A 22,399-nucleotide genomic window follows, 5' to 3' on the forward strand; every position below is an offset into this window, starting at 1 on the left:
ATGCCTACCACCAAAACAGCCGTTGACTACGCTATCGCTTTATCGACTATTCTCGTTCTTAACTTCATATTACCCCGGCTGCTGCCAGGAGACCCGCTACAAGCCATTTATGGCGATGAAGCATTAATGGTCATGACACCGGCAATGCAAGCTGAGCTTATTCATCGTTTTGCCCTTGACCAGACCTGGTCAGAACAATTTGTTGCCTATATACAGGCACTTTTACACGCCGACCTGGGGTATTCTTACTTTTACCACACTTCTGTCGTCAGTGTAATTGCCGGGGTACTGCCCTGGACACTACTGTTAACTGGGTTAGCTTTTGTACTTTCCACCCTGCTTGGCAGCTTGCTGGGAATAGAATCCGGCTACCAGCGGAGTAGTAAACAAGATGGTCATTTGCTGGGAATCATGATGTTTATCAGCGGTTTTCCCGACTTTTTTGCCGGCATAGTGCTGCTGCTGATTTTTGGTGTCTGGCTGGCCTGGCTGCCTTTGTCCGGTGCGCTTACTCCCTATAGCGGATTCACAGGTTTAAAGCTAGTTGCTGACATTGCGCAGCATCTAACGCTGCCATTGGCAGCACTAGTGTTTGTCCGGATGACTGCCGCCTACTTGTTTTCCCGTGGAGCTATGGTTGGCGTTATGGGAGAATCTTTTATCCGGACAGCACGCGCTAAAGGCTGTCCGGACATAGCCATTCGCTATCGTCATGCGGCGCGCTCAGCGCTGCTGCCAATGGTTACCGCCGCCGGTCTCAGCTTCACGCATGTGGTAAGCAATGTTTTATTTATTGAGACAGTCTTTTCCTACCCTGGACTTGGCTCATTACTCTACAAAGCCGTTCTTACCCGTGACTACCCGCTGCTACAAGGAATTTTGCTGCTGGCCGCTGTGCTGGTGCTGGTCGTTAACTTTGTCACAGACCTGCTCTGCGCCCGGCTTGACCCTCGCTTATCAGCACCATCGCCAAAAGTAAGGAGAGATAATCGTGCATATCCGGTATGATATTGAGCTGACAGACAGTACCTTTGGCCGTTTAGGTTTGTCGCTGCTGTTTACGTCCTTCATCGCCGCCCTGCTGGCCCCGGTTCTTACCAACTCTAGTCCTACCGCTTATACAGGCGATATTTTTCACCCGCCCTGTACCAGATACTGGCTGGGAACCAATGAGGTCGGACAAGATATCTGGACTCAACTCCTTTATGGTGCCCGTACCTCACTTAGCATTGCCGGGGGTACAGCTTTTATGGCAGTCGCCTTAAGCTTGCTGGCTGGCGGCCTGGCCGCTCTCTACGGCGGCCTTTGTGACCGAACCATTATGCGCATTGTTGATATATGGCTGGTTATTCCACCTATTATTGTCATTATTTTGTTTGCCGCTTATCTACACCCAAGCATAGTTTTACTAATACTACTATTAGCTGCCTTTATGTGGCCTGACGGAACCCGGATTGTGCGAGCTCAAACACTGGCCCTCAAGACCAAAGCCAATTATGCTGCCGCCACTACTTTTGGCGCTACTAAGCAATATCTGCTCAGAAAACACGTACTCCCCGATCTTGGGCCTACGCTCATAGCACTGTTTATTCATTATGCCCGCCGCGCCATCTTTATGGAAGCCGGGTTGTCTTTCCTGGGTATCAGTGATCCCAGTCTTATCAGTTGGGGGAAAATGATGCAGCAGGCCCTGGCATTCACCTACCTCGACGTGTGGCAGTGGTGGCTGATACCACCTGGTTTGGCAGTATCACTCACCATTGCCGGGCTGGCCTTTACCGGTCTGGCACTTGAAACCGCCCTTGATCCCCGGCTGCGTTCAGAAAAGAGGTAATCATGGAACAAGAAAAGACCATACTTGACATTCAAAATCTTCATGTCAGCTATGACGGCACAGACATACTCAAAGATATTAATCTAACTCTGAAAACCAACCAAACACTGGCTATCATCGGTGAATCCGGCGCCGGCAAAAGTTCACTCGCACTTGCCATTTCCGGACTTTGCGCCGGTAGCACCACAGGCACAGTGCTGTTTCAAAATAAGAACTTGCTCGCAGCCTCTGAGGCTGAGTTGCGTCACATTAGAGGTAAAGACATTTCCCTGGTTTTCCAAAATACCGACAATGCTTTACACCCTTTATACACGGCAGCCGAACAAATAACAGAAACCATTATTCTGCACAAGGATATCGCAAAACCTTCCGCCTACCAGTTAGCCTTACAAGCTCTGGCCGAAATCGGACTGACCGGCAAGCTGGCTACTGCATATCCACATGAATTAAGCGGTGGGCAGCAGCAGCGAGCCCTCATTGCGATGGCTCTTGTCAACAACCCTGAGCTATTGTTGCTGGATGAACCTACTGCGTCCCTTGACCCGCTTACCAAACAAGAGATTACCACTCTCCTACAACAATCAGCCGCCGGACGCGCAGTTATCCTTATTACCCATGACATTGCCACCGCCGCTGAACTGGCTGATACTGTTGCCGTGCTGTATGGCGGCAGGATTATTGAACTAGGCCCGGCTAGAGCAATATTGGAAAATCCCCGCCACCCATATACACGCGGTCTTCTCCGAGCCTACCCCAACATGACGACAGTCAAAGACTTCCAGGGCATTCCCGGCACCATGCAACATAATCTTCCTGGCTGTCCTTTTCAGCCGCGCTGTACCCAACGGCTGAATAGCTGCAACGCCAGTATGCCCGAGCTCACCTTGACTGACGGGCGCAGGCTCGCCTGTCACCGTGGCGGCATTGTACCTGTGCTTCAGGTAACAAACCTAACCAAAGCATGGGATGAACACCAGGCTGTACAAGATCTAACACTTACTTTGTATGAAGGTGAAACACTGGCCATTGTTGGCGAAAGCGGTTCAGGAAAAACCACACTGGCAAAAACCATTATGGGACTTACACCCCCGACCGCAGGTAATATCCACCTTAACGGAGTCAAAATCACGGAACGCAACCAAGATTTTTATAAACAAATTCAACTGGTCTTTCAGAATCCCAAAGAGGCGCTCAGCCACCGCCTGACTGTCTGCCAGCTAATCAAAGAACCTCTTGACATTCAAAAAATCGGTTCTGAAACAGACAGACAAACTGCTGTCAAAAAGCTGCTCAACGAAGTTGAACTACCAACAGATAACGCCTTTCTCCATAAATATCCACATCAACTAAGTGGCGGAGAAGCTCAACGGGTAGTCATTGCCCGTGCCCTGGCCTTAAACCCGAAAATACTTATTGCTGATGAACCGACCTCAGCACTGGATGCCAGCGTCCAAGCCAAAGTAATCAAGTTATTACTCAATCTTCAGGAAGATCGCGGCCTGGCCATGTTATTTATTACCCACGACATTGCTTTGGCCAGAAAAATCAGTGACCGCCTGGCTGTTATGAAGAATGGCAAAATCGTGGAAGAAGGACTAACCCATCTATTAATTGCCGCCCCGACGCACCAATATACCCAAAAACTGCTGGCTGTGGCGGCCCGCATCAACTGGCGCTAAGACTATGGACTCTGAATATATTTAAGAATATTCTTGTTTACCGGCCATATACTATACCAATTGATTACCAATTAACAGGAGGGTCCGGTATGCAGGATTTTAATACAATTTTCCTTAGTATTATTATTGAAGCACTCCCGCTGGTACTTGTGGGAGTGTTTGTTTCTGCCTTTATTCACTTGTTTGTTCCGGCAGAATGGATTCAACGGATATTACCCCGAAAACGCCTAACAGGCATTATCGCCGCCTGTTTTCTTGGTTTATTCTTACCGCTCTGCGAATGCGGAATGGTACCTATCATACGCCGATTAATTCACAAAGGGATACCACCCTATATTGCCATAGCCTTTATGCTATCTGCTCCCATCATCAACCCGCTTGTCGCCTGGTCTACTTACCTGGCTTTTTCTGCATTTCCGTCTATGGTCCTCTATCGGCTAATTGGAGCTTTTATCGCTGTTGTTATTATTGCATTCATCATTAGCACCAGCCATGACCGCCTGATGCTTTCCAGCGGCGAAGCGGCAGCTACCTCCGACTGCTGCGGGCATCATACTCACCGGCCTCCCAACTCAAATTCCAGCTTTCAAAGTACCCTGCGTGCCATGCTCTATCATGCCTGTGACGATTTTTTTGACATGGGCCGGTTTCTGCTCATAGGTTCTTTCCTGGCCGCTTTAATTCAGACAACTGTACCGCGCCTGACTCTTTTGTCTTTTGGCCAAGATCCTGGTTATTCCGTTGGCGGCATGATGCTTTTTGCTTTTCTGATCTCAGTATGTTCCCAAGCCGATGCTTTTATTGCTGCCCCCTTCCTGGAGCATTTTAGTACCGGATCACTGGCAGCCTTTCTAATCTTCGGGCCAATGCTTGATATCAAAAACACCGCTATGTTGCTTACTATTTTCAAGCCGCTATTCACCCTTAAGCTTGTCTTGCTCATTACAGCAACTGTATTTGGCATATGCTTATCTATGGTTTACTTTCCTCAACTATGGGAGGTGATTTGTTTTGTACATTAAACTATCAGGACAAAATCTGTTAAAGCTCCTTGTGCTCATGGGGTTTAGCCTGCTATTTTACAATACGCTAACAACACCGGGCTTATCGCAAGTAATCCATCCGCAATTCATCTGGAATGCCAAACTAGGATTTACGTTGCTTGTGGTACTGACAATAATTCAGATGTTCAAAACACTCGACTGGCGTCATAACATCACCTGTGGTTGTCACCATAAAACCGGTCAACTAGCTTATATTGTATTTGTTGGTACACTGATTCTAGGCCTAATTGTTCCTATCAGCCCACTTGGCTCGGCAACCGCCTCACAAAAAGGTGTAAAGTTCATGCAGACTGCCACCAGCGTACCGGTGAGCTTATCCGTATTACCAGCAGATAGCCAGCCTGAATTAGGAATAACTGCTGAAAATCATGTCAAATATATAACTGCTTTCTATGAAAACAATGCGGCATTTATTGGGAAAAACATCAGCCTAAAAGGTTTTGTTTACCGACCGGACCAAACACCGGCCCGGCATTTTTTCGTCGCCCGGTTTGAAATATCCTGCTGCGCTGCCGATGCCATTCCCAGTGGACTTTTTATTGAATGGGATGACAGTCAGAGCATAAAAAACGACAGTTGGGTAGAGATCCATGGTAAATTAGCTACCTTTAATTATCTAGGAAATAAATTACCAGTAGTTAAAGCCACACAAGTTATCCCTATCAAACCATTGGCAACTCCTTATGTGTATGTCAACAACTAAATTTTAGATGCCAATTTGATACGATAAACTATACGTGTAGCAGGAAAAGTAAATCATAAACCCGAAATATTTTTTCTAGCCTAAACAATATTTTTAAGACAGGAGCTCATATCATGCAGTATGACCTACTCAACAAAGTCGCCGTTATTACTGGAGGAACCTCCGGCATCGGTTTATCTACCGCTGAACTATTTTTATCCAACGGCGCAAAGGTTGTTATCGTCGGTCGTGATTCTACAAAGGGTCAGGCAGCAAAGCAATCCCTGGCAACAATTTCAAATACTATTGACTATGTGCAGGGAGACATTTCCCGTCCTGCAGACTGCGTTAACATAATAGAACAAGCATCCACCATCTTTGGAAAACTTGATATTTTGGTGAATTCAGCCGGTATCTATCAAGAAAATTTAATCTCTGATGTCAGTGAAGAAGATTATAATACTATTATGGATGTCAATGTAAAAGGTGTTTATTTCATGTGCAAATCCGCTTTACCTAAACTGCGCAAAGCCGGTGGAGGCTCGATCATCAACCTCGCTTCTGATGCAGGAATCAATGGCAATCTCTTGTGTACCGCCTACTGTGCTTCCAAAGGAGCGGTCATTGCACTTACCAAAGCATTAGCTTTAGAATGCGCCCCTTATAACATCCGCGCCAATTGTGTATGCCCTGGCGATGTGGCTACACCGTTGCTGGACCGTCAACTTACCGCTCCCAATAATATCTGTACTCTATCAGATATAGCAAATTTATACCCGCTTGGCCGCATTGCACAACCTTCAGAAGTTGCCCACGTTATTTCCTTTTTAGCTTCTGCCGCTGCATCTTTTGTCACTGGTGCAGTGTGGACGGTTGATGGCGGATTAACTGCCTGTTAATTTTAAAAATAGGCGAACATTGCTGAGTTAACAGCTTATCCATATATACAGTCTCAAACTCTTCTGGTTTCTCCTTTCGGATTATATAACCCTGACTTACCCAAAATGGAAAACCACCAGGTAAAAACCTATGGGTATGAAGACAAATCGTCTGATAGCCATATTGCTGGCAATATTCCTCAATGGCAGCCACCAATATACCGGCAATCCCTTGGCGACGCAGTGAGCTATTCACATAACAACGGGACAACTCAGCTGTGGCTGGTACATCATAACAGCCACGAACCATCTCAATCCTATCATCATAAGGTCTGATAGCGACCGTTCCAACAACTTGTCCGCTACTTTCAAAGGCAGCGAACATGACTGAGTTATCAGGTATAACATAGGCTTCTTCCATGTTAGCAAGGTCCCAGCGTACTGCGACATCAGGTATATTGGGATACACCTCTTTCAGCATGGGAATGATGAAATCAAGTGCGGGTACAATATCTTCTGCCGTAATCTTGCGAATAGTACAATTTTTATGTTTAATTTCCATGCGAATCCCTCTCCTTTTTCACATCTAGCATTTAACCCAACACAACCACACTGCCAGCATTATACTAGTAGCTCACATTCTCAGCAAAGTATAGGCCACAGAATAAAAACAAAAATGGTATGAAAAACCAAAAGGATTTTGCATCCTTAGCGGCTTCATACCGATTTCCATTTTATTTAACTTTCCATTATATGTATTAGTTTCATGTGCAAGAGTTTTCATAACCCTTATTTCATGGATTATTATATACTGATACCCGATTTTTGTAAATAGCGCAGCTACTACCTTTTATATCTATATCAACTTTTGCATGCACTGGTAATCTGGGGTTTCAATCTGAATCGCTGCTTGCTGAATCTTAAACTTTTCGCGCATAGTGTTTGTAGCCTGCATTAGTATATTCTGCCCATCTGCTGCAGCCTCAGCAACTAAGTGACAACTCAGCGCATTACAGCCGCTTGTCAGACTCCACACCCGCAGCTCGTGGACCTCACTGACACCGCTGATCGCAGCAAGATCGCTTTTGATTTGACTGGCATCCATATTCGGTGGTACTCCCTCCATAAGAATATGCAATGCCTGTTTGGCCACTTTCCAGGCCCCTTTGCTGATGACAACTGCAACTAGCATGCTGACAATTGGGTCAACCAAGTACCATGAGTAAAGCTGCATAAGTACCCCGGCAACGATGGCCCCGACCGAACTTAAAGCATCACCAATAACATGCAAATACGCACTGCGCATATTGATATTCTCCTGAACATCACCCTGTTTTAAGAGGGCCACTGCGCTTATAATATTGGCCAGCATCCCAACAAAGGCAATGGCCATCATCGAGATACTATCAACAACCTGGGGTTGCTGAAACCGTCTAAACGCTTCCACAATAATAAATCCTGATATAACAAACAAGGTTATGGCATTAAATAAGGCCGCTAAGATTTCAAATCGCTGATAGCCAAAGGTTTTCCTTAGTGACGGCGGTTTAGCGGCAACCGTAATTGCCAGCAAGCTAAGCGCCAGTGAGCTTACGTCACTTAACATATGCCCTGAATCAGACAGGAGCGCCAGGCTATTGGTAACCAAACCACCAACGAACTCCAGCAACATTATACCGAATGTTACAATCAGGGCAATCCCTAATCCACGCTTATTATTATGCCCTGGCTCTCCATAATGCTCTTGGCCATGATGATGTGAACTCATCAAATGTAACCCCCTACTAAAAAATTTCGGCATTTATCTTCTGCAACGTCTTTAAAAGCTGCTCACTCTCTTCTTCAGTCAGTACTCCCAAAACTTGTTTGGATAACTCTGAATGAAATTGATGGTGTTCCTCATACGCCTGCAAGCCTTTTTCAGTAAGGCTGATTAAATATACTCGCCTGTCCTGGGAACTAAGCTCACGCTTGGCATATTGCTTTCGTTCCAACCGGTCAATTGTCACTGTCGTAGTTCCTGTTGTTACCCCCAGCTTCATGGCTACATTTTTCATATTCAGCTGTCCATATTGTCCTAAAACTTCAATGGCATGCGCTTCTGACACTGTTAAATCACTTGCCCGGATAACCGAACTTTCCCATGAAGAAAATCCATTAAAAAAACGAAGTAGCTCCTGTGTCAAATTTTCCAATTCGTTACCTCCTTTTTGTTTGATTATAATATTATTCTAATATCGTATTGTTTGATATTCTAATAATATTATAATCAATCTTTTCACCCAAAAGCAATACCTATTTCTAAAATGTTAGTCATCATCCCATTTTAGAAACAAAAAAGCATGAAAAACTAAAAGGATTTCCTGTCCTCAATAGTTTCATGCCTAAATATCCTAAAAATAATATACTCTTGCAGCTTATATTTCAAAGGGAATAACCGAACAAACACGTTGAACCTGGCCGCCGCTAAGTTCATGAGCATAGCGATCTTTCGGCGGCTTGCTCCATTCCAGGATACTTGTTCATTGTCACATCAGTAGGTCGATTACTTCCCAAAATACATCTTTTCAAAGGGAATTTCATATTGAGAATCGTTGAAAGCAACCCCCTGCAAGCCTTTGATGGCAACAGCCTTAGTTTTGGAATAAGAAATCGGTATGTATACACACTGATCATTGATATAAGTCAAAATTTCTTTGTATTTTTCTGCACGTTTACTCGCATCAGCTTCAATCATAATGGTAGTGATGGTATCATCCAGCCACTGTTTTCTTTCGAGGCCTTTTTGCGCCTGACAATCCCCGTGAGCAGGAATTCTCCAGGAAGATACATAAGACTGCGGGTCATATGGCGTTCCCCAGGACAACGAATATTGCAGGTCAAAATCACCGGTTCTTTGTCTATCCAGAAAAGCCTGTTTTTCCTCAGCCAAAATATTCATTGTAACGCCCACTGCTGCCAAATCAGCCTGCATGGACTCGGCAATGGTGCCTTCCTGCGCATTCTTGGCGTTATAAGAAAAAGTCACTTCACATTTTTTGCCATCTTTGACCCGCATGCCGTCAGCGCCTTTAATCCAGCCGGCTTCATCCAGCAGTTTGTTGGCCTCTGCCGGATCATAAGCAAATGTTTTTAAAGCAATATCACAAAACGGCACGGTTTTGGCCATTAGGGTGTCGGCTTGCTCTTCAGAGCCGTTTAATATCCCTTTAATGATATTTTGTTTATTGATAGCATGTTCAAAGGCTTCACGAACCTTCCATTCCTTGGTAACAGGTGCTTGGGTATTTAACAAAATAGCACGGGAAGCAATCGGTGGACTGAGATATGTTTTATAGTCGCCTTCTTTTTCCATCTTCTTATAAGAATCCAGGTCAATCTGATCACCGTCAGCCCCAAACAGCAGATCAATTTCACCTTTTTGCAACGCTAATAAGATTGTCTGGGGGTCAGGCATAACCTTCCAATTAATTGTAGCGACTTTTGTTTTTTCACCCCAGTATTTTTCGTTACGGGTAAAGACTGCGTATTGATTGTTCTCGTGCTTGGACAAAATCCAGGGACCGGTACCCGCATAGCCATTTACGCCATTGTGAGTTGCACCGTCAATAAAACATTTAGGCGAAATGAAACGAAACGGTCTGGTTAGCCCCAGTTCTACCAAAGTCGGATAATACGGATGCTTTAATACCAGTTTAAAAGTATGCTCGTCAACAACTACATTTTCCTTAATTTCATTGACCATATCCAACCATTGATGGCGTTTGATATTGGCCACAATGGCATCCATATTTAATTTGACAGCTTGCGCGTTAAAAGGTTCTCCATCAGTAAATGTAACCCCCTTGCGCAAATGGAACGTATATTCCAAACCGTCAGGCGAAATTTCCCAGCTTTCCGCCAGAACCGGCACAACTTTACCACCTTCATTTTTGGTCAAACCTTCAAACACCATATTTTGAGCAGCCATTTCACCCAGATACAAATGCGGGTTGATGTCACGGATATCTTTGGTACTGGCATAGTTAATTTCATTTTTGTCAGCAACAGCCGCATTACCACCAGTACTTTTGCTGCAGCCTGCAAGCAAGCCGGTGCACAGGGCAATTGCCATTACCATTGTTAGAACTTTTTTGAAATTCATTTAAACTCTCCTTCTTATGCTTCTTATAGATTTTAGAATTTATAGTTGGTAATTAAATGATAAGACGGTTTGTATTCGCTAAAGCCGGCTTTATTTTCATTATATGGTTTCAGATTATAATATCTGGCTTCAACATTGACGTTTTTGGCAAATACATATTGCACACCAAGTCCAAAGCCTTTGGCACCGGCACCACCAATACCATTACCGCCGCTTACCACCAAAGTGCCTGGGTTATTAGTTGAATCAACAGCATAATTGCCTAGGCTTAGATAATCAAGGTTTATGCCATAAGAACCCGGATTGGCATTGTCGATGCCTTTCCATTGCACTCTGCCCCAGTAGCCATGCTTTTGGGCATCTGACGGCAATTTGTCATGATTGTTATCTACATATTCGCCGCTAACAGTAAAGTCACCGGTTTTTGTTTTAAAACCATATGTTGTTTGGTTAAAATTGTACCCGGCAGAATTAGTCATGGTATCCAGATGGGCGACAGTCAGGTTAGTATTCTGACCAATTTTTACATTCAGATTAGCTAAGGCTGCATTTGTCGTGGCCCCACTACCTGTATAGACGGCTAGATCACCATAGCCGGCTGATAGTTGGGCGTTGCCAAAATCATAGGTGGCATAGGCTCCGTCAATTGAGTTGCCATCCCAGATAATTCCCTGCCCTAATGTTGGTATTATACGACCAAGTTCAAAAGTTACTTGTTTATTCTTCCATTGCAGTTCAGCCTTGTCAAAGGCAGGATTAGAATAAGTTGAAGCTTTATCTGTACCATTGGCAGCACGCTTATTACTGGTATGTGTTGCCACAAGACGGCTGTTGAACTGTACATTATCAGTAACATCTGCCGCAATGTTTAGCCTCACACGCTCTTGGATGCGCGTGTCTGTGGCGCTAGCGGTGTTTTTAGCTTTTTGATCCCAGTTACTCTGGTAACGAATCCGGACATCACCATTGGTGATTTTTACCGGCGACGTATTTTTCTCTAATTTATCTAACCGGCTGGCAACATTACTTGTTTCACTCAGGTTAAATTCAGGTGCAAATTCAGCTTTAAGTTTTTCAATAGTGGCTTGGGCTGCCGTATCAGCGTTAGCTGATTTTGCCATGGCTTTGGCTACAATAGCTGCCATTTCGCAGCGTGTCAAGATAACATTGTCTTTGTAAGCACCGCCCCCAAAGCCTTCGACAAGGCCAGCTTCCGCCAACTGGCTGATAGCACTATAGGTCCAGTGTTTTTCCGGAACTACAGCAAAAAGATTTGCCGGGACGGCCAGTGAAGTCCCGGCCATGCTAAAACTGAATACGGTACACAAAGCAATCATAGTTTTCTTTTTCATCAAATTTCTCCTATTCTTTTCCTCGTCCGCTAGCTTCTTAAAAATAATAAAACCACAAATAAGACCAGCCATTCTTAGCTGTCCTGTTTGAGGTTTCAAAACCTACATACATTATGTATATATCTGTTTTTCTTTAAAAAATAATATACCACGATAAGCTCAGCCGTTCTTAGCTGTGCTAACCGTGGTTTCAAACCAACAAATAACAGTTTTTAATTTTCATAATGTAAAAATTACTTACAGCATTCATTGCTGCATTGTTCATATTATAACGTACTTTTTTTTAGTTTACAATACGAGTTTTTTTAGAATTTTATAAAATTATGTATTTTTATCTACATATACACCTCGCCGTCAAATAAGACAACTATTTCATCCGACAGTTGTTAGCTTTCTGGTTATTGTCAGTTGCCTGAGAACTTTCAAAACATAACTACCATATCGCTTGATATCTCAAACAAATTAAATGAATTACTTTTTAAATTGTCTTTTTAAGTTCTATACAACCATAGTTTTTCTCAGAAAAATCTCCTTCTATATCAACTATAGTCAAATGATTAAATCCACATTTATGCCAAAATTTTATACCATTCCAATTCTTTAATGATACGGAAATTCTAATACTCTCAAATTTATTCTTTTTAAAATATGCAGAAATCACATCAATAATTTTTTTGCCATGTCCTTTATAACGGCTTTTATTGGATATATAAATAAAGCAAATATATATTTCTTTTTCAAAAGGAAATCCTATGTACATAGTTATAAATCCAATTAGATTGTCTCCTTCATATATTGATAAAATCTCATAGTTGTCTTTTGTCCCATTGGGTGGCAAGTCTCCTTTTGTTAAACAATCCTTTGGTTTTGTTATTGTATGATTTTTATCAAAACTAAAATAGTCACATGCTTCACTATGGATATTATTTAGTCTTTCCAATTCATTGAAAATAGATGATTTTAATGTTATATTTCCATTAACAATTTTCATTAATGACTCTCCAAAGTTATGTCTTGTTTTTCCTGGCAAGCCATTTCCTTTCGCACATTTTCATTGATACTGTCAGCCCGCTTATTCCATTACTTTTCAATTCGGTTTTCCAACATGACTTAGCGCTTCTTTATTTTACTGAACTCATTACCATAACATGGGGAATGCCATCACTGGCCTGATGAATGGCCGCATTCACCTGGTACACCGTCCGGAGCATTTCCGCGGTCAGCACTGCTGCCGGCTGTCCGGCTGCATACACCTCGCCATCAAATAAAACAACGATTTCATCAGCATACCGGGCTACCATATCAAGTTGATGCAAAGTAACGACAGTCGTCAGGTTTCTGCTAATGGTCAGTTGTTTGATTAGTTCAAGCATTTCCAGTTCACGATGCAAATCCAAACTATTTGTCGGTTCATCCAAGAGTAAAATACTAGGTTCACGCACTAACGCCTGTGCGATAAACACCATCTGCTTTTGACCGCCACTCAACTCGCAAATATTCTTGGCAGCTAATTTTTCTATACCTAGTTGCCTGAGAATTTTCAAAACATAATTTACCTCGACATCACTGACTTTCAGGGACAGCGAATGTACCCTTCCCAGAAGAACAACCTCGAAAACACTCAAAACAGCTTTTCCACAACCTTCTTGTGAGAGGTAGCTGATCTGCTTTGCTATGTCCTGTGGTTTAAGAGTACTTAGCTTCTTACCATCCATCAGAATATCACCCTGCCCCCGCAGAATGCCGCTGATACATTTTAACAACGTAGACTTACCTGTTGCGTTGGGACCAATAACAGCCGTCATTTTGCCTGGTTCAAAGGTAAGATTGACGTTTTTTAATATTGGCTGTAAGCCATAGCCGAAAGATAAATTACTTACTTCTAGCATTACCAGTACCCTCTTTTCTGCGTCAATATCAAAGAAAAGAAAAACGGTACACCGATCAGTGAAGTAACAATGCCTATTGGAAAAATAGCGCCCGGAATAATCATCTTACTGCCAATAGAAGCAGCCGAAAGCAGCAGGGCTCCACCTAAAGCCGATACTGGCAAAAAAAACCGTTGATCTTCGCCTACCAGCATTCTGGCAATATGAGGTCCGACTAAACCAATAAAGCCGATAGTACCTACGAAACAAACTGCCGAAGCAGTTAACAAGGAAATAAGCACAAATGTCTTGAGCCGCAGCTTTTCGACATTTATCCCCAGGCTTTTGGCCTTTTCATCGCCCAGCTTCAGGGTTGTAAGCTTCCAGGCGTCTTTTACCAGCAGAGGAACGGCAAGGACAAGGACTGTTGCAACTACTCCCACTTTGGCCCAAGTTGCCTTCATTAAGCTGCCGAACAGCCAAAATACTATGGCCTGAAGTGCTTCAGCAGAAGCCATGTATTGCAGCAAGGCCAATAAGGCATGAAAGAGAAACAACAGGCCAATTCCTGCCAATACCATGGTTTCAGCCGTAATTGCTCTAGCCCTGCCGATGAAGTAAATCAACAGGCAGCTTAACAGCGCAAAAACAAAAGCATTGAGTGGGACCAGATAATCTTCGGGAATTGGCAGTGTACCTCCCCCCACGACAATGGCTAATGCCGCACCAAAACCGGCTCCTGCCGATATCCCCAGAGTATAGGGACTGGCCAGTGGATTATCCAGAATGGTCTGCATCTCGGCACCGGCAATGCCCAGGGTTGCGCCGACAACCAGGGCCATCAAGGCTGTCGGCAGCCGCAAGGACCAGACAATAACCTCTGTTGTCGGCTCAACCAAGCCTGTCCCCAAAATTGCATTAACTACATCTGGCACAGCTAACCAAGCTGGCCCCACCAAAATATCAACAAGCAAGCTTACCGTGCATACCGCAGCGAATAGAAGCAAATAGGAATACTTTTTTGCAGTAATACCATGATATACTACTTGTTCTTTTACTAGTTCCATACCCATTCTCCTCGCCTAATTCTGCAAATCCATCATCCAGACACCGCTTAGTTCAACCGGCAAAAACTTCTTATGGAATTCCTGGAAGCTTTGCAGCGAATCTACATCCTGAAACTCTTCAGGATAAAACTTTTTCGCTAAATACTGAATAACCACCGAATCATAAACCTCACGGGAAATAGCATGATGAATGGAAAACACTTGCTTATTCTTCACTGCGTTGAGTTCTGCCCAGCCTGTCCGTTTGGTAAAAGACTGAAGTAACATCTGCGATTCTACTTGGTCGGCCATGAAGCCCATACGCATGGATTCCGTTTTTTTCGGCCAGTATGAACCTGTGATAATAATAATATCAGGATTAGCCTTAAGTAAAAACTCAGGATTTATTGGAGCATACTTTTCAATTTTATCCTTGGTTATATTATTACCACCGCATTTTTCCACTAAAGCACCCCACATATAGTTTCCATAACTATTACCATATATAGCCGGACCTTCTGAACCGCACTCCACATAGACTTTAGGCTTAGGCTTATTAATGGCTTGTAACCGTGAGTAGATCTTATTAACCTGTTCCTGGTGATAGGCGGCCAGTTCTTGTGCCCGCTGTTCTTTGCCAAGAATTTTTCCCAGCAATTGAATACTTTTCGTGTGATTTTCGACACTTTCCAGATGATAATCAATAAATACAGTAGGTATCCCCGCTGCTTCCAGTTTTTTTATAATATCCTGGGCTTGTTTCTGCACACTTAGCGGTAAAATCAGTACATCTGGCTTTAAGGCAATAACCTTTTCTACATTAAAGCTATCCTGATCAATATTCCCTATATCAGGGATTTTTCCCAATTCTGGCATGACTTCAGAATACTTTTTCCACATATCGAAGCGGTTGATCTTTAATCCATTATCCCAACCAGCAATCTTTTGCTGTACATTTTTCCCCTCTAGCGCCAGCATGGTAATAAAACCACCACCACTGCCGCTCCACTGCAGCACTACCTTATTGACCGGCGCTTTGATTTTTACCTCCCGACCGGCAAGGTCGGTAACCTGTATTTGTTCATCTTTTTTCACCGTTGTTTGCTGTAAGCAGCCTGTTAGTGCGGTGATTGCAACCGCAAATACTAAAACTACTACACATAGTTGTTTTAATGACGATTTCCAATTCATGGCAACTATCCCCATCCTCTTATTTTTCCATCAACACAAATCAAAATATATATGCCTGCGCATAAGCAGCCTTCATTCTGAGTATTTCTCAACCAGTTACTTTGAGGCACAAATGGCAAACATGGGCGTAGGCTTATATAACAATTGCTCCATTTCATCATGAACCATGGAACTGATATTGTCTTGAACCTCTACCTGTCGAAAACCACAATTACGAAAAGCTTGCTCATCCCACAACGGTCGTTTTTCATAGGTTAGAGGCAACTTACGGGCAATAGCATCATTTTCGTTTCGCTGCATAGGTGAAGTATTTTGTTTGTACCCTTTTTCCATTGCCAACTGCAAAGATTTATCACATTCGGCCTGAAGAGCCGGGTCACTAAGACCTAAATGCCAATTTGCATCAAAAACCAATGCTTTTCCTGTTGGTTTTAACAGCCTGTGCCATTCTTGATAGACTTCCATTGGATTTGGCAACAGCCAGGTGACATTTCTAGAAACAATTAAGTCTAAACTCTCGTTAGGTAAACTAACGGCGTGGGCATCAGTCTTTATAAAGCGAATAAATTTGCCGGCTGATAGCGCATTTTTCCGAGCTTGTTTTAACATTTCTTCACATTTGTCAATAGCTGTAACTGAATAATTAAGTCCTGCCAGCAATATGGCAAAAAAACCTGGACCCGTTCCCACATCTAACACCTGGAGATTTTCTTGCTCACCCGCGTACTTACGCAGTAACGACTCCCAGGCCTGTTTTTTCCGGCAGACCATTTCCCGTTTTACAAGATCACTATAGCTATCAGCACGTCCATTCCAGTAAGTTTCTATACGTTGTTCCAGCATATCGATTATCTCCTTTATAAAACAAATTTTAGCTATACCTTCGCTATATTACCCAACAACTTAGTAGTGGTGATATCTCCCCCTGAAAAACAAAAAACCACAAAGGATAGGACTGTAATCGTCCAAATACCCTTCGTGGATATGTCTACTTATTGATATTTAGGTACTAAATCTCCTAGCTAGCTCACCGACCTTCAAGTCAGTATTCGCTAAAATTATAACTTATTATGATCAACAGTACAATACATATTGTGAAATTATTCATAAATCACCAGGTTATGCTTAATAACTACTATGCTACCAAGGGACTTGCCATACTACATATGTCGTTCCAAGCCAAAAGCGAAATGACGTGCCGCTATGGGAAATTGTCCAGCATAACCTGTTTCTGCTTTTAATTCATAAGCTCTGTTATTAAGATTATAGGCTTTAAAATAAGTTTTAAGATCAGAGCTTATTTTGTAGTTAGCCGCCAAGTCAACTACCCAGTATGAGGTGGATGTAAAGGCTGCCAGACTACGCCCGGTAGCGCCACGCAGTGTAAGTCCGGCATCCCATTTATCACAACTGTATTCAACATTCAATCGGTAACCATTGGGCTGATTGTTTTTAGGATCATCATAATAGTCTCTGTTTCCCATACCTTTCTCTTGCACTTGAACATAAGCATAACCGGCTGAAATATTCCATGCAGGAGACAACTGGTGGAGCAAATCAATGTTCAGACCTTGCCGTTTTTGTTTGTTAACATTTTTAAACTTAATTAACAGACCATCCGTATATCTTACAATAGCATCATCAATCCGACTGCTGAAAACACTGGCCTGTAATTTGGTTTTGTCATTCAAATTGGTATTCAAGCCAAGCATAAGCGTTTCGCCTGTTTCCGGGCGCAAATCCGGATTACCGCGTGGTATGCCCAGGCTATACAATTCCTCAATAACCGGTGCCTTAAACATTTGTCCCCAGGAAGCAAAAATATTGGTATCTTTATTAATTTTCCGGTTAACAGCAAAACGGGTAGTGTTTTGACCGCCAAATACGTTGTATTGGTCATGGCGCATTCCTGCAGTAAAAGACCAATCACTGGGCAACTGCCAGTGATTTTCTAAAAATATAGCTTTATTAGCTATTTCTTTGTTATAAACTCCACCACTGGGAATATCCACGTTTACTTTTCGCCAACTGACGCCGCCAACGATATCATAATTATCTGCTATCTTCCAGTTATTCTGGCATTCTACTCCGGTTGTCCTGCTGGTTACTACATACTTATCTACTTCTAACGCTGTTCCTTCCATATAATGATAATATTCAAGCCGGTCATCACCATGGTAAACTTTGAATAATCCATCTGTTCCCGATTTATTTTTCCAACGATATGTCAAATCAAGATCGTTATTGCGATTAATTTCATAAGCGGTAGGATTATGCCACTTATAACCCTGTGGCGTCAAAAAATAACCGTTATTGCTGTTCATATAGTTCCAATAGAATGTGAGCGAGCGACCCCCGCTTAAATCCTTATCTAGTCTCATACTAACTGAATCTTGATCTACGGCACTATTTGGCATACGCTTAACTGAACCTGTCTTAGCATCCTTGTATTCAAAATAATCCTGTCGCTTGCGCTCAGCAGTAATTAAATAACCAAAACCGTTTTCGCTGTTTTCTGTCGTCAAGGTATAATTCTGCATTCCCCAGCTGCCGCTGCGCATCTGCACACTTGTCTCTTGGGTGCCAGCTTTACGGGTAATAATATTGATAACTCCGCCGGCGGCATCACTGCCATACAGCGAAGAAACCGGGCCGCGAACAATTTCTATTCGTTCAATATTTTTTACACTTGGCAAAAGATTGAGGTTGAACCTGAGTTTGCCACCGCCTACGGCATATTCATTGTTGACTTTACGTCCGTCAACCAGCATCAGGACACGATCATCACCATTAATAAAAATTGAGCTTATGCTATAATCGTTTGTAGCAGAACTAAAGGTTGCAATGTTAGTCTTTTCCAAAACTTCAAGAACACGCGTATAACCGCCTTTTTCAATTTCATCACGGGTAATCACGGTTACACTGGCCGCAGTGTCTGCCTTTTGTAGCGGAATACGGTTGGCAGTTACAACATAATCGTCCAGATTATACTCCGGTTCTTTTGCTATCGCCTCCGTTGCGCCTAACATTAATGCACAGCCAATAAAAACACTTACTAGCTTTTTTTGTCGTTTATTCATGCATGCCTTCTCCTCGCCGTTTAATTATTGCTAGCGAAAAACCCGCATAACGTGGCGTTTTTTTCATATAATCGATATATTCTTGACCAAATCGTTTGATATTCAAGTTTTCTTCACTTAACACACCCATGTGAACCTGGATAACACGCACCAAAAAATAAACCCACAGACCCAAATATAGGGAAGATTCAGGATTCCAGCCAGCAATAATCGTACCAAACAAACAAATAATTCCTGCCATAACATGAGAGTTTCTGCTGAATTTATAAATACCCCAATCCACGACAGTTTGATTTTGCTCCGGATGCTTGCGCATCGCCCAAAAGCCTAATGAAAGTACAATCTCGCCAACAGTAATTATGAAACAACCTATCCCAAAAGCTGTATTGAGCGAAAAAGGAATAAACCACATCCATATTAAGCCTAAAACAAAAATAAGTTTGTTCCCCATCTGCCATGCCTTGCCGGGACCAGCACTAGTCATTCTCTCTGCATTTATAAACGCAAAGAGCAACCAGGAAACAATATACCAGATAATCTGTATCATCATCAGCCGTTGATACCATGCTGCTTCCATAATCCACCGCCTCACATAATATTTACTTTGAGTCTCTCACTTTACACTAGACAACAGCGGCTATTTTCTTTTATCGATAATTCATGTTTTCATCTCTCCTCACCATAAACGCGAATTGTCAATATTGAATGCCTTATATAGATTTTTCAGGTAGCAATACTCAAGCTATGCACTGATTGTCCCCATCACAGTCATTTAAGAAAAGACTTGACTTGTGCCAAGTCTTTTCGGACGCTGACAGAAGCCTTAGTCGTTCAATCCAGGGAAAGTTAACCGTTCCATGGACAAAAAAGGTCATCAGTTTGCTGTTATTGTTTCAACAACAACAGCAAACTAATGACCTTCAAGTCATCTCAACATAGGCTTCACTGTCAATTTACATCAGATTGATCTTCAGATCAACATTTTCATTATCAGAAAGTAAAAGATTCAATAGCTTGTACAAGAATACGAAAATCTAAGGCTTATAATCCTGAAAAACGTGAACATCAGGCTACAGTATATAATTACCTTACTGTCGATTATAATAAAGAAAAAAATACTATTCAATTCATTTGTTGTCAATACTACCTGCTAAGCAAAAAATGCTACTTTTTTGCAATAAGTACATATTAAGTCAGGCATCGCTACTGAACGTTTTCTATATCGCGTCAAAAATTTTGGGCATTAAAACTTATGAGTTACCTGTAATGCGTAAGTCCGTCCAGGCGCCTGATAATAGTTAAAATATTGACGGTCAAATAAATTATCAACTCCCAGCGTAATCGTATTATGCTGATCCCACTGGTATTCCAGTCTAATATTCATAACAAAAAAAGGATCAAAGGAACTGTAGACGCCATTAACGACGTCGCTGTTGTCATCTTGCCAATAGCGCTTGCTGGTATAGTTACCAGTCAACAGCCCATGCCACTTTTCTTTTTGATAATCAATCCCTAATTTCAACATCTTTTCCGGTACATACGTCACTATCTTGCCTTCACTTGCAGGGTTCGCTTTGCATTTCGTAATAACCGGACGCTGCTGGGTATAATTGAGGAAAGCCGACCATATTGAGTTAACTTTGTGACTAAGTTCGACTTCCACCCCGTTAGTAGTCCCTTCACCGGTATTTTCAAAATGAGTTAAAGTGTAAGTATTCCCGTCTCGGGTGATCGTTCCTACGGTCCGCTTATAGATCATATCAGTAATATTATTGTGAAAAACTGTCATACTTAAGTTAGTTTTATCGCTAAGTTTCTTTTTTCCACCAAGTTCAACTGTTGTAATTTTTTGCGGTTTTAAATCAGGATTAGGGTCATTCAATATGTTGTACGGAACCCCATTTCCAATTGATGAGGAATAAATACTATACAGATCGGGAGCCTGAAAAGCTTTCCCCCAGGATAAATACATGCTGGAAGTTTGATCCATTGTATATTGTAAAGCAATTTTCGGACTGACGGCCGAATCACTCCGTTCAGAATAATATGAAGGATTGATTGCCGGTCCGGCCTGTGTCATACCGTCAGTACTCCACCGGTCATAACGCAGCCCGGTGGTCAAACTAATTTTATTAGAAAATTTATGCTCGTTTTGCCCAAAGAAAGCTATTGTGCTGGCGTTACCAGCCGCCTGATTATATAAACCGGTTTTACTGCCAAAATCCCGCCAATTGCTCTGATAATACTCATGAGCCGACATTTTGTCTTTACCATAATGCACTCCAAAAACCGCCAAATCATTGGGACTAAGCCGCATTTCTTTCTGCAAGTCCATATTCAACCGGCTTGAGGGCATATCTTGCACCCGTCCGGTTCCATCTAGATTAGATGCTCTAATGATATAATTTTTTACAGTATCGGTGAGACCGCCGCTAAATGTCCACCCGTTCTCACCATCCCTGTAACTCATCGTATAAACATTTGTTTCCCGGCCACCAGGCTGCGCCCAAAAAGTCCGATCATTTACGGTAATCATATTACCATTACCGACATCGGCATTTCCTGTAAAAGAAACTCCATTCATAGTAAGGAAATTATGTTCAGAACCGTAACCAAATTCATATTTATTATGCAGTATACTGGCAGTCAGAGTACGATTATCACTAAATTTGTAGATTAATTTGCCGCCAATATTGTCTTCATTCCAAGTTGAATTCCCCATATCACCCACAATATAATTGTTAACGCCTTTTGGCGTCGTGCTGCGTTTCCAACCAGTTACGCTGCCCGTACCTGTGCCTTGAGTTGGCGAAACCACGGCCAGATTAGATCCATACCCATCTGTGCTTTTTTTCTCGTAGTTCAACTGATAGCTTAATTTATCAGTAAGCTTATCGTTAATAGCGACCTGGTGCATCCAGGTGTTATTGGTCTCCCATCTTGATGATACGCTGGCCTGAGATTGCTGAGAATTTTTGGTGATAATGTTAATGACTCCACCCATTGCTTGACTTCCATACAAAGTCGAACCGGTTCCCTTTACTATTTCGATACGTTCTACGCTATCAATAGGAATGCTTGACCATGTTACAAATCCAATATAGGCATCATTTAGCGGTTGTCCATCCACCAGTACCAAAGTCTGAGATCCTACACCACGCATATTAACCATTGGCGTTATGGATGACATTCCCCTTAGCCGGGCATCGTATACTCCGGCAGCCATAATAAAGGCCTGATCAATACTTTGGATATTCATTTTTTCAATATCATTGGCAGTAATAACAGTAACACTTGCCGGAATATCCTTCGTTGCCTGCAGGGTTCTAGTAGCCGTAACCACCACTTGTTCGAAGGAATACTGACTTTGCTCCTCCACTTCCTCAGCATAAGAAACAGCCGGTGTTTGGAATAGTAACGCCCCACTCACCATGGCACAAAGCATGGCTTGCTTTTTTTTTAGTGATTTCATATGTGGCATTATTGTAAATCCCCCCAACCTTATTACAATATCACGTAAATTCTCTAAGTATATATCTTTAAGAGAGTTATATCCAGGTAATTTTTCAAGGAAATACTAA

19 protein-coding genes are annotated in these 22,399 nt (G+C 42.6%); 6 read left to right on the forward strand and 13 right to left on the reverse strand.

Features of this window, described 5'->3' with window-relative positions; translation table 11 throughout:
- The 6 genes from AC1ECB_RS12645 (at window position 1) to AC1ECB_RS12670 (ending at window position 6,158) form a co-directional block, all read left to right on the forward strand.
- Window positions 1–1,008, forward strand: coding sequence for an ABC transporter permease (locus tag AC1ECB_RS12645; protein ID WP_485669019.1), 1,008 nt, complete (start codon window positions 1–3; stop codon window positions 1,006–1,008).
- Window positions 992–1,834: an ABC transporter permease gene (locus AC1ECB_RS12650; RefSeq protein ID WP_485669020.1), complete on the forward strand. Its 843-nt coding sequence runs from the start codon at window positions 992–994 to the stop codon at window positions 1,832–1,834. The genes AC1ECB_RS12645 and AC1ECB_RS12650 overlap by 17 nt, the downstream gene beginning before the upstream one ends.
- 2 nt (window positions 1,835–1,836) lie before the next feature.
- Window positions 1,837–3,513, forward strand: a complete 1,677-nt coding sequence (locus AC1ECB_RS12655) for an ABC transporter ATP-binding protein (protein WP_485669021.1) — start codon at window positions 1,837–1,839, stop codon at window positions 3,511–3,513.
- 89 nt (window positions 3,514–3,602) lie between these two features.
- Window positions 3,603–4,535: a permease gene (locus tag AC1ECB_RS12660; protein WP_485669022.1), complete on the forward strand. Its 933-nt coding sequence runs from the start codon at window positions 3,603–3,605 to the stop codon at window positions 4,533–4,535.
- Entirely contained in the window at window positions 4,525–5,280 is a 756-nt protein-coding gene (locus tag AC1ECB_RS12665; protein ID WP_485669023.1) for a TIGR03943 family putative permease subunit, read from the forward strand. The genes AC1ECB_RS12660 and AC1ECB_RS12665 overlap by 11 nt, the downstream gene beginning before the upstream one ends.
- 113 nt (window positions 5,281–5,393) lie before the next feature.
- Window positions 5,394–6,158 (forward strand): SDR family NAD(P)-dependent oxidoreductase, encoded by a 765-nt coding sequence (locus AC1ECB_RS12670; RefSeq protein WP_485669024.1) that lies wholly within the window; start codon window positions 5,394–5,396, stop codon window positions 6,156–6,158.
- Here AC1ECB_RS12670 and AC1ECB_RS12675 read toward each other — a convergent pair.
- The 13 genes from AC1ECB_RS12675 to AC1ECB_RS12735 form a co-directional block, all read right to left on the reverse strand.
- Window positions 6,112–6,699: a GNAT family N-acetyltransferase gene (locus tag AC1ECB_RS12675; RefSeq protein ID WP_485669025.1), complete on the reverse strand. Its 588-nt coding sequence runs from the start codon at window positions 6,697–6,699 to the stop codon at window positions 6,112–6,114. The genes AC1ECB_RS12670 and AC1ECB_RS12675 overlap by 47 nt on opposite strands.
- Window positions 6,700–6,993: 294 nt before the next feature.
- A complete protein-coding gene (locus AC1ECB_RS12680; RefSeq protein ID WP_485669026.1) occupies window positions 6,994–7,905 on the reverse strand; it encodes a cation diffusion facilitator family transporter in 912 nt (303 codons plus the stop codon).
- Window positions 7,906–7,921: 16 nt separating this feature from the next.
- The gene (locus AC1ECB_RS12685) at window positions 7,922–8,332 is read right to left on the reverse strand and encodes a MarR family winged helix-turn-helix transcriptional regulator (protein ID WP_021170768.1); all 411 of its coding nucleotides are present in this window, start codon (window positions 8,330–8,332) and stop codon (window positions 7,922–7,924) included.
- A gap of 350 nt (window positions 8,333–8,682) precedes the next feature.
- A complete protein-coding gene (nikA, locus tag AC1ECB_RS12690) occupies window positions 8,683–10,281 on the reverse strand; it encodes a nickel ABC transporter substrate-binding protein (RefSeq protein ID WP_485669027.1) in 1,599 nt (532 codons plus the stop codon).
- Window positions 10,282–10,313: 32 nt separating this feature from the next.
- Window positions 10,314–11,633 carry an S-layer homology domain-containing protein gene (locus AC1ECB_RS12695; protein WP_485669028.1) on the reverse strand — a complete coding sequence of 440 codons (1,320 nt, stop codon included), beginning with the start codon at window positions 11,631–11,633 and terminating at the stop codon, window positions 10,314–10,316.
- A gap of 478 nt (window positions 11,634–12,111) precedes the next feature.
- The gene (locus AC1ECB_RS12700) at window positions 12,112–12,624 is read right to left on the reverse strand and encodes a GNAT family N-acetyltransferase (RefSeq protein ID WP_485669029.1); all 513 of its coding nucleotides are present in this window, start codon (window positions 12,622–12,624) and stop codon (window positions 12,112–12,114) included.
- A gap of 130 nt (window positions 12,625–12,754) precedes the next feature.
- On the reverse strand, window positions 12,755–13,522 hold the full coding sequence (locus AC1ECB_RS12705) for an ABC transporter ATP-binding protein (RefSeq protein WP_485669030.1): 768 nt from the start codon (window positions 13,520–13,522) through the stop codon (window positions 12,755–12,757).
- Window positions 13,522–14,568 carry a FecCD family ABC transporter permease gene (locus AC1ECB_RS12710; protein ID WP_485669031.1) on the reverse strand — a complete coding sequence of 349 codons (1,047 nt, stop codon included), beginning with the start codon at window positions 14,566–14,568 and terminating at the stop codon, window positions 13,522–13,524. The genes AC1ECB_RS12705 and AC1ECB_RS12710 overlap by 1 nt, the downstream gene beginning before the upstream one ends.
- Before the next feature lie 15 nt (window positions 14,569–14,583).
- Window positions 14,584–15,738, reverse strand: a complete 1,155-nt coding sequence (locus AC1ECB_RS12715) for an ABC transporter substrate-binding protein (RefSeq protein WP_485669032.1) — start codon at window positions 15,736–15,738, stop codon at window positions 14,584–14,586.
- Between the two features lie 96 nt (window positions 15,739–15,834).
- Window positions 15,835–16,581 (reverse strand): class I SAM-dependent methyltransferase, encoded by a 747-nt coding sequence (locus tag AC1ECB_RS12720; protein ID WP_485669033.1) that lies wholly within the window; start codon window positions 16,579–16,581, stop codon window positions 15,835–15,837.
- Between the two features lie 317 nt (window positions 16,582–16,898).
- Window positions 16,899–18,818 (reverse strand): TonB-dependent receptor plug domain-containing protein, encoded by a 1,920-nt coding sequence (locus tag AC1ECB_RS12725; protein WP_485669034.1) that lies wholly within the window; start codon window positions 18,816–18,818, stop codon window positions 16,899–16,901.
- The gene (locus tag AC1ECB_RS12730) at window positions 18,811–19,395 is read right to left on the reverse strand and encodes a methyltransferase family protein (RefSeq protein WP_485669035.1); all 585 of its coding nucleotides are present in this window, start codon (window positions 19,393–19,395) and stop codon (window positions 18,811–18,813) included. The genes AC1ECB_RS12725 and AC1ECB_RS12730 overlap by 8 nt, the downstream gene beginning before the upstream one ends.
- A gap of 666 nt (window positions 19,396–20,061) precedes the next feature.
- The gene (locus AC1ECB_RS12735) at window positions 20,062–22,299 is read right to left on the reverse strand and encodes a TonB-dependent receptor (RefSeq protein WP_485669036.1); all 2,238 of its coding nucleotides are present in this window, start codon (window positions 22,297–22,299) and stop codon (window positions 20,062–20,064) included.
- Window positions 22,300–22,399 lie beyond the last annotated feature (100 nt).

It is taken from the genome of Sporomusa sp. 246TCP1 (assembly GCF_057319775.1).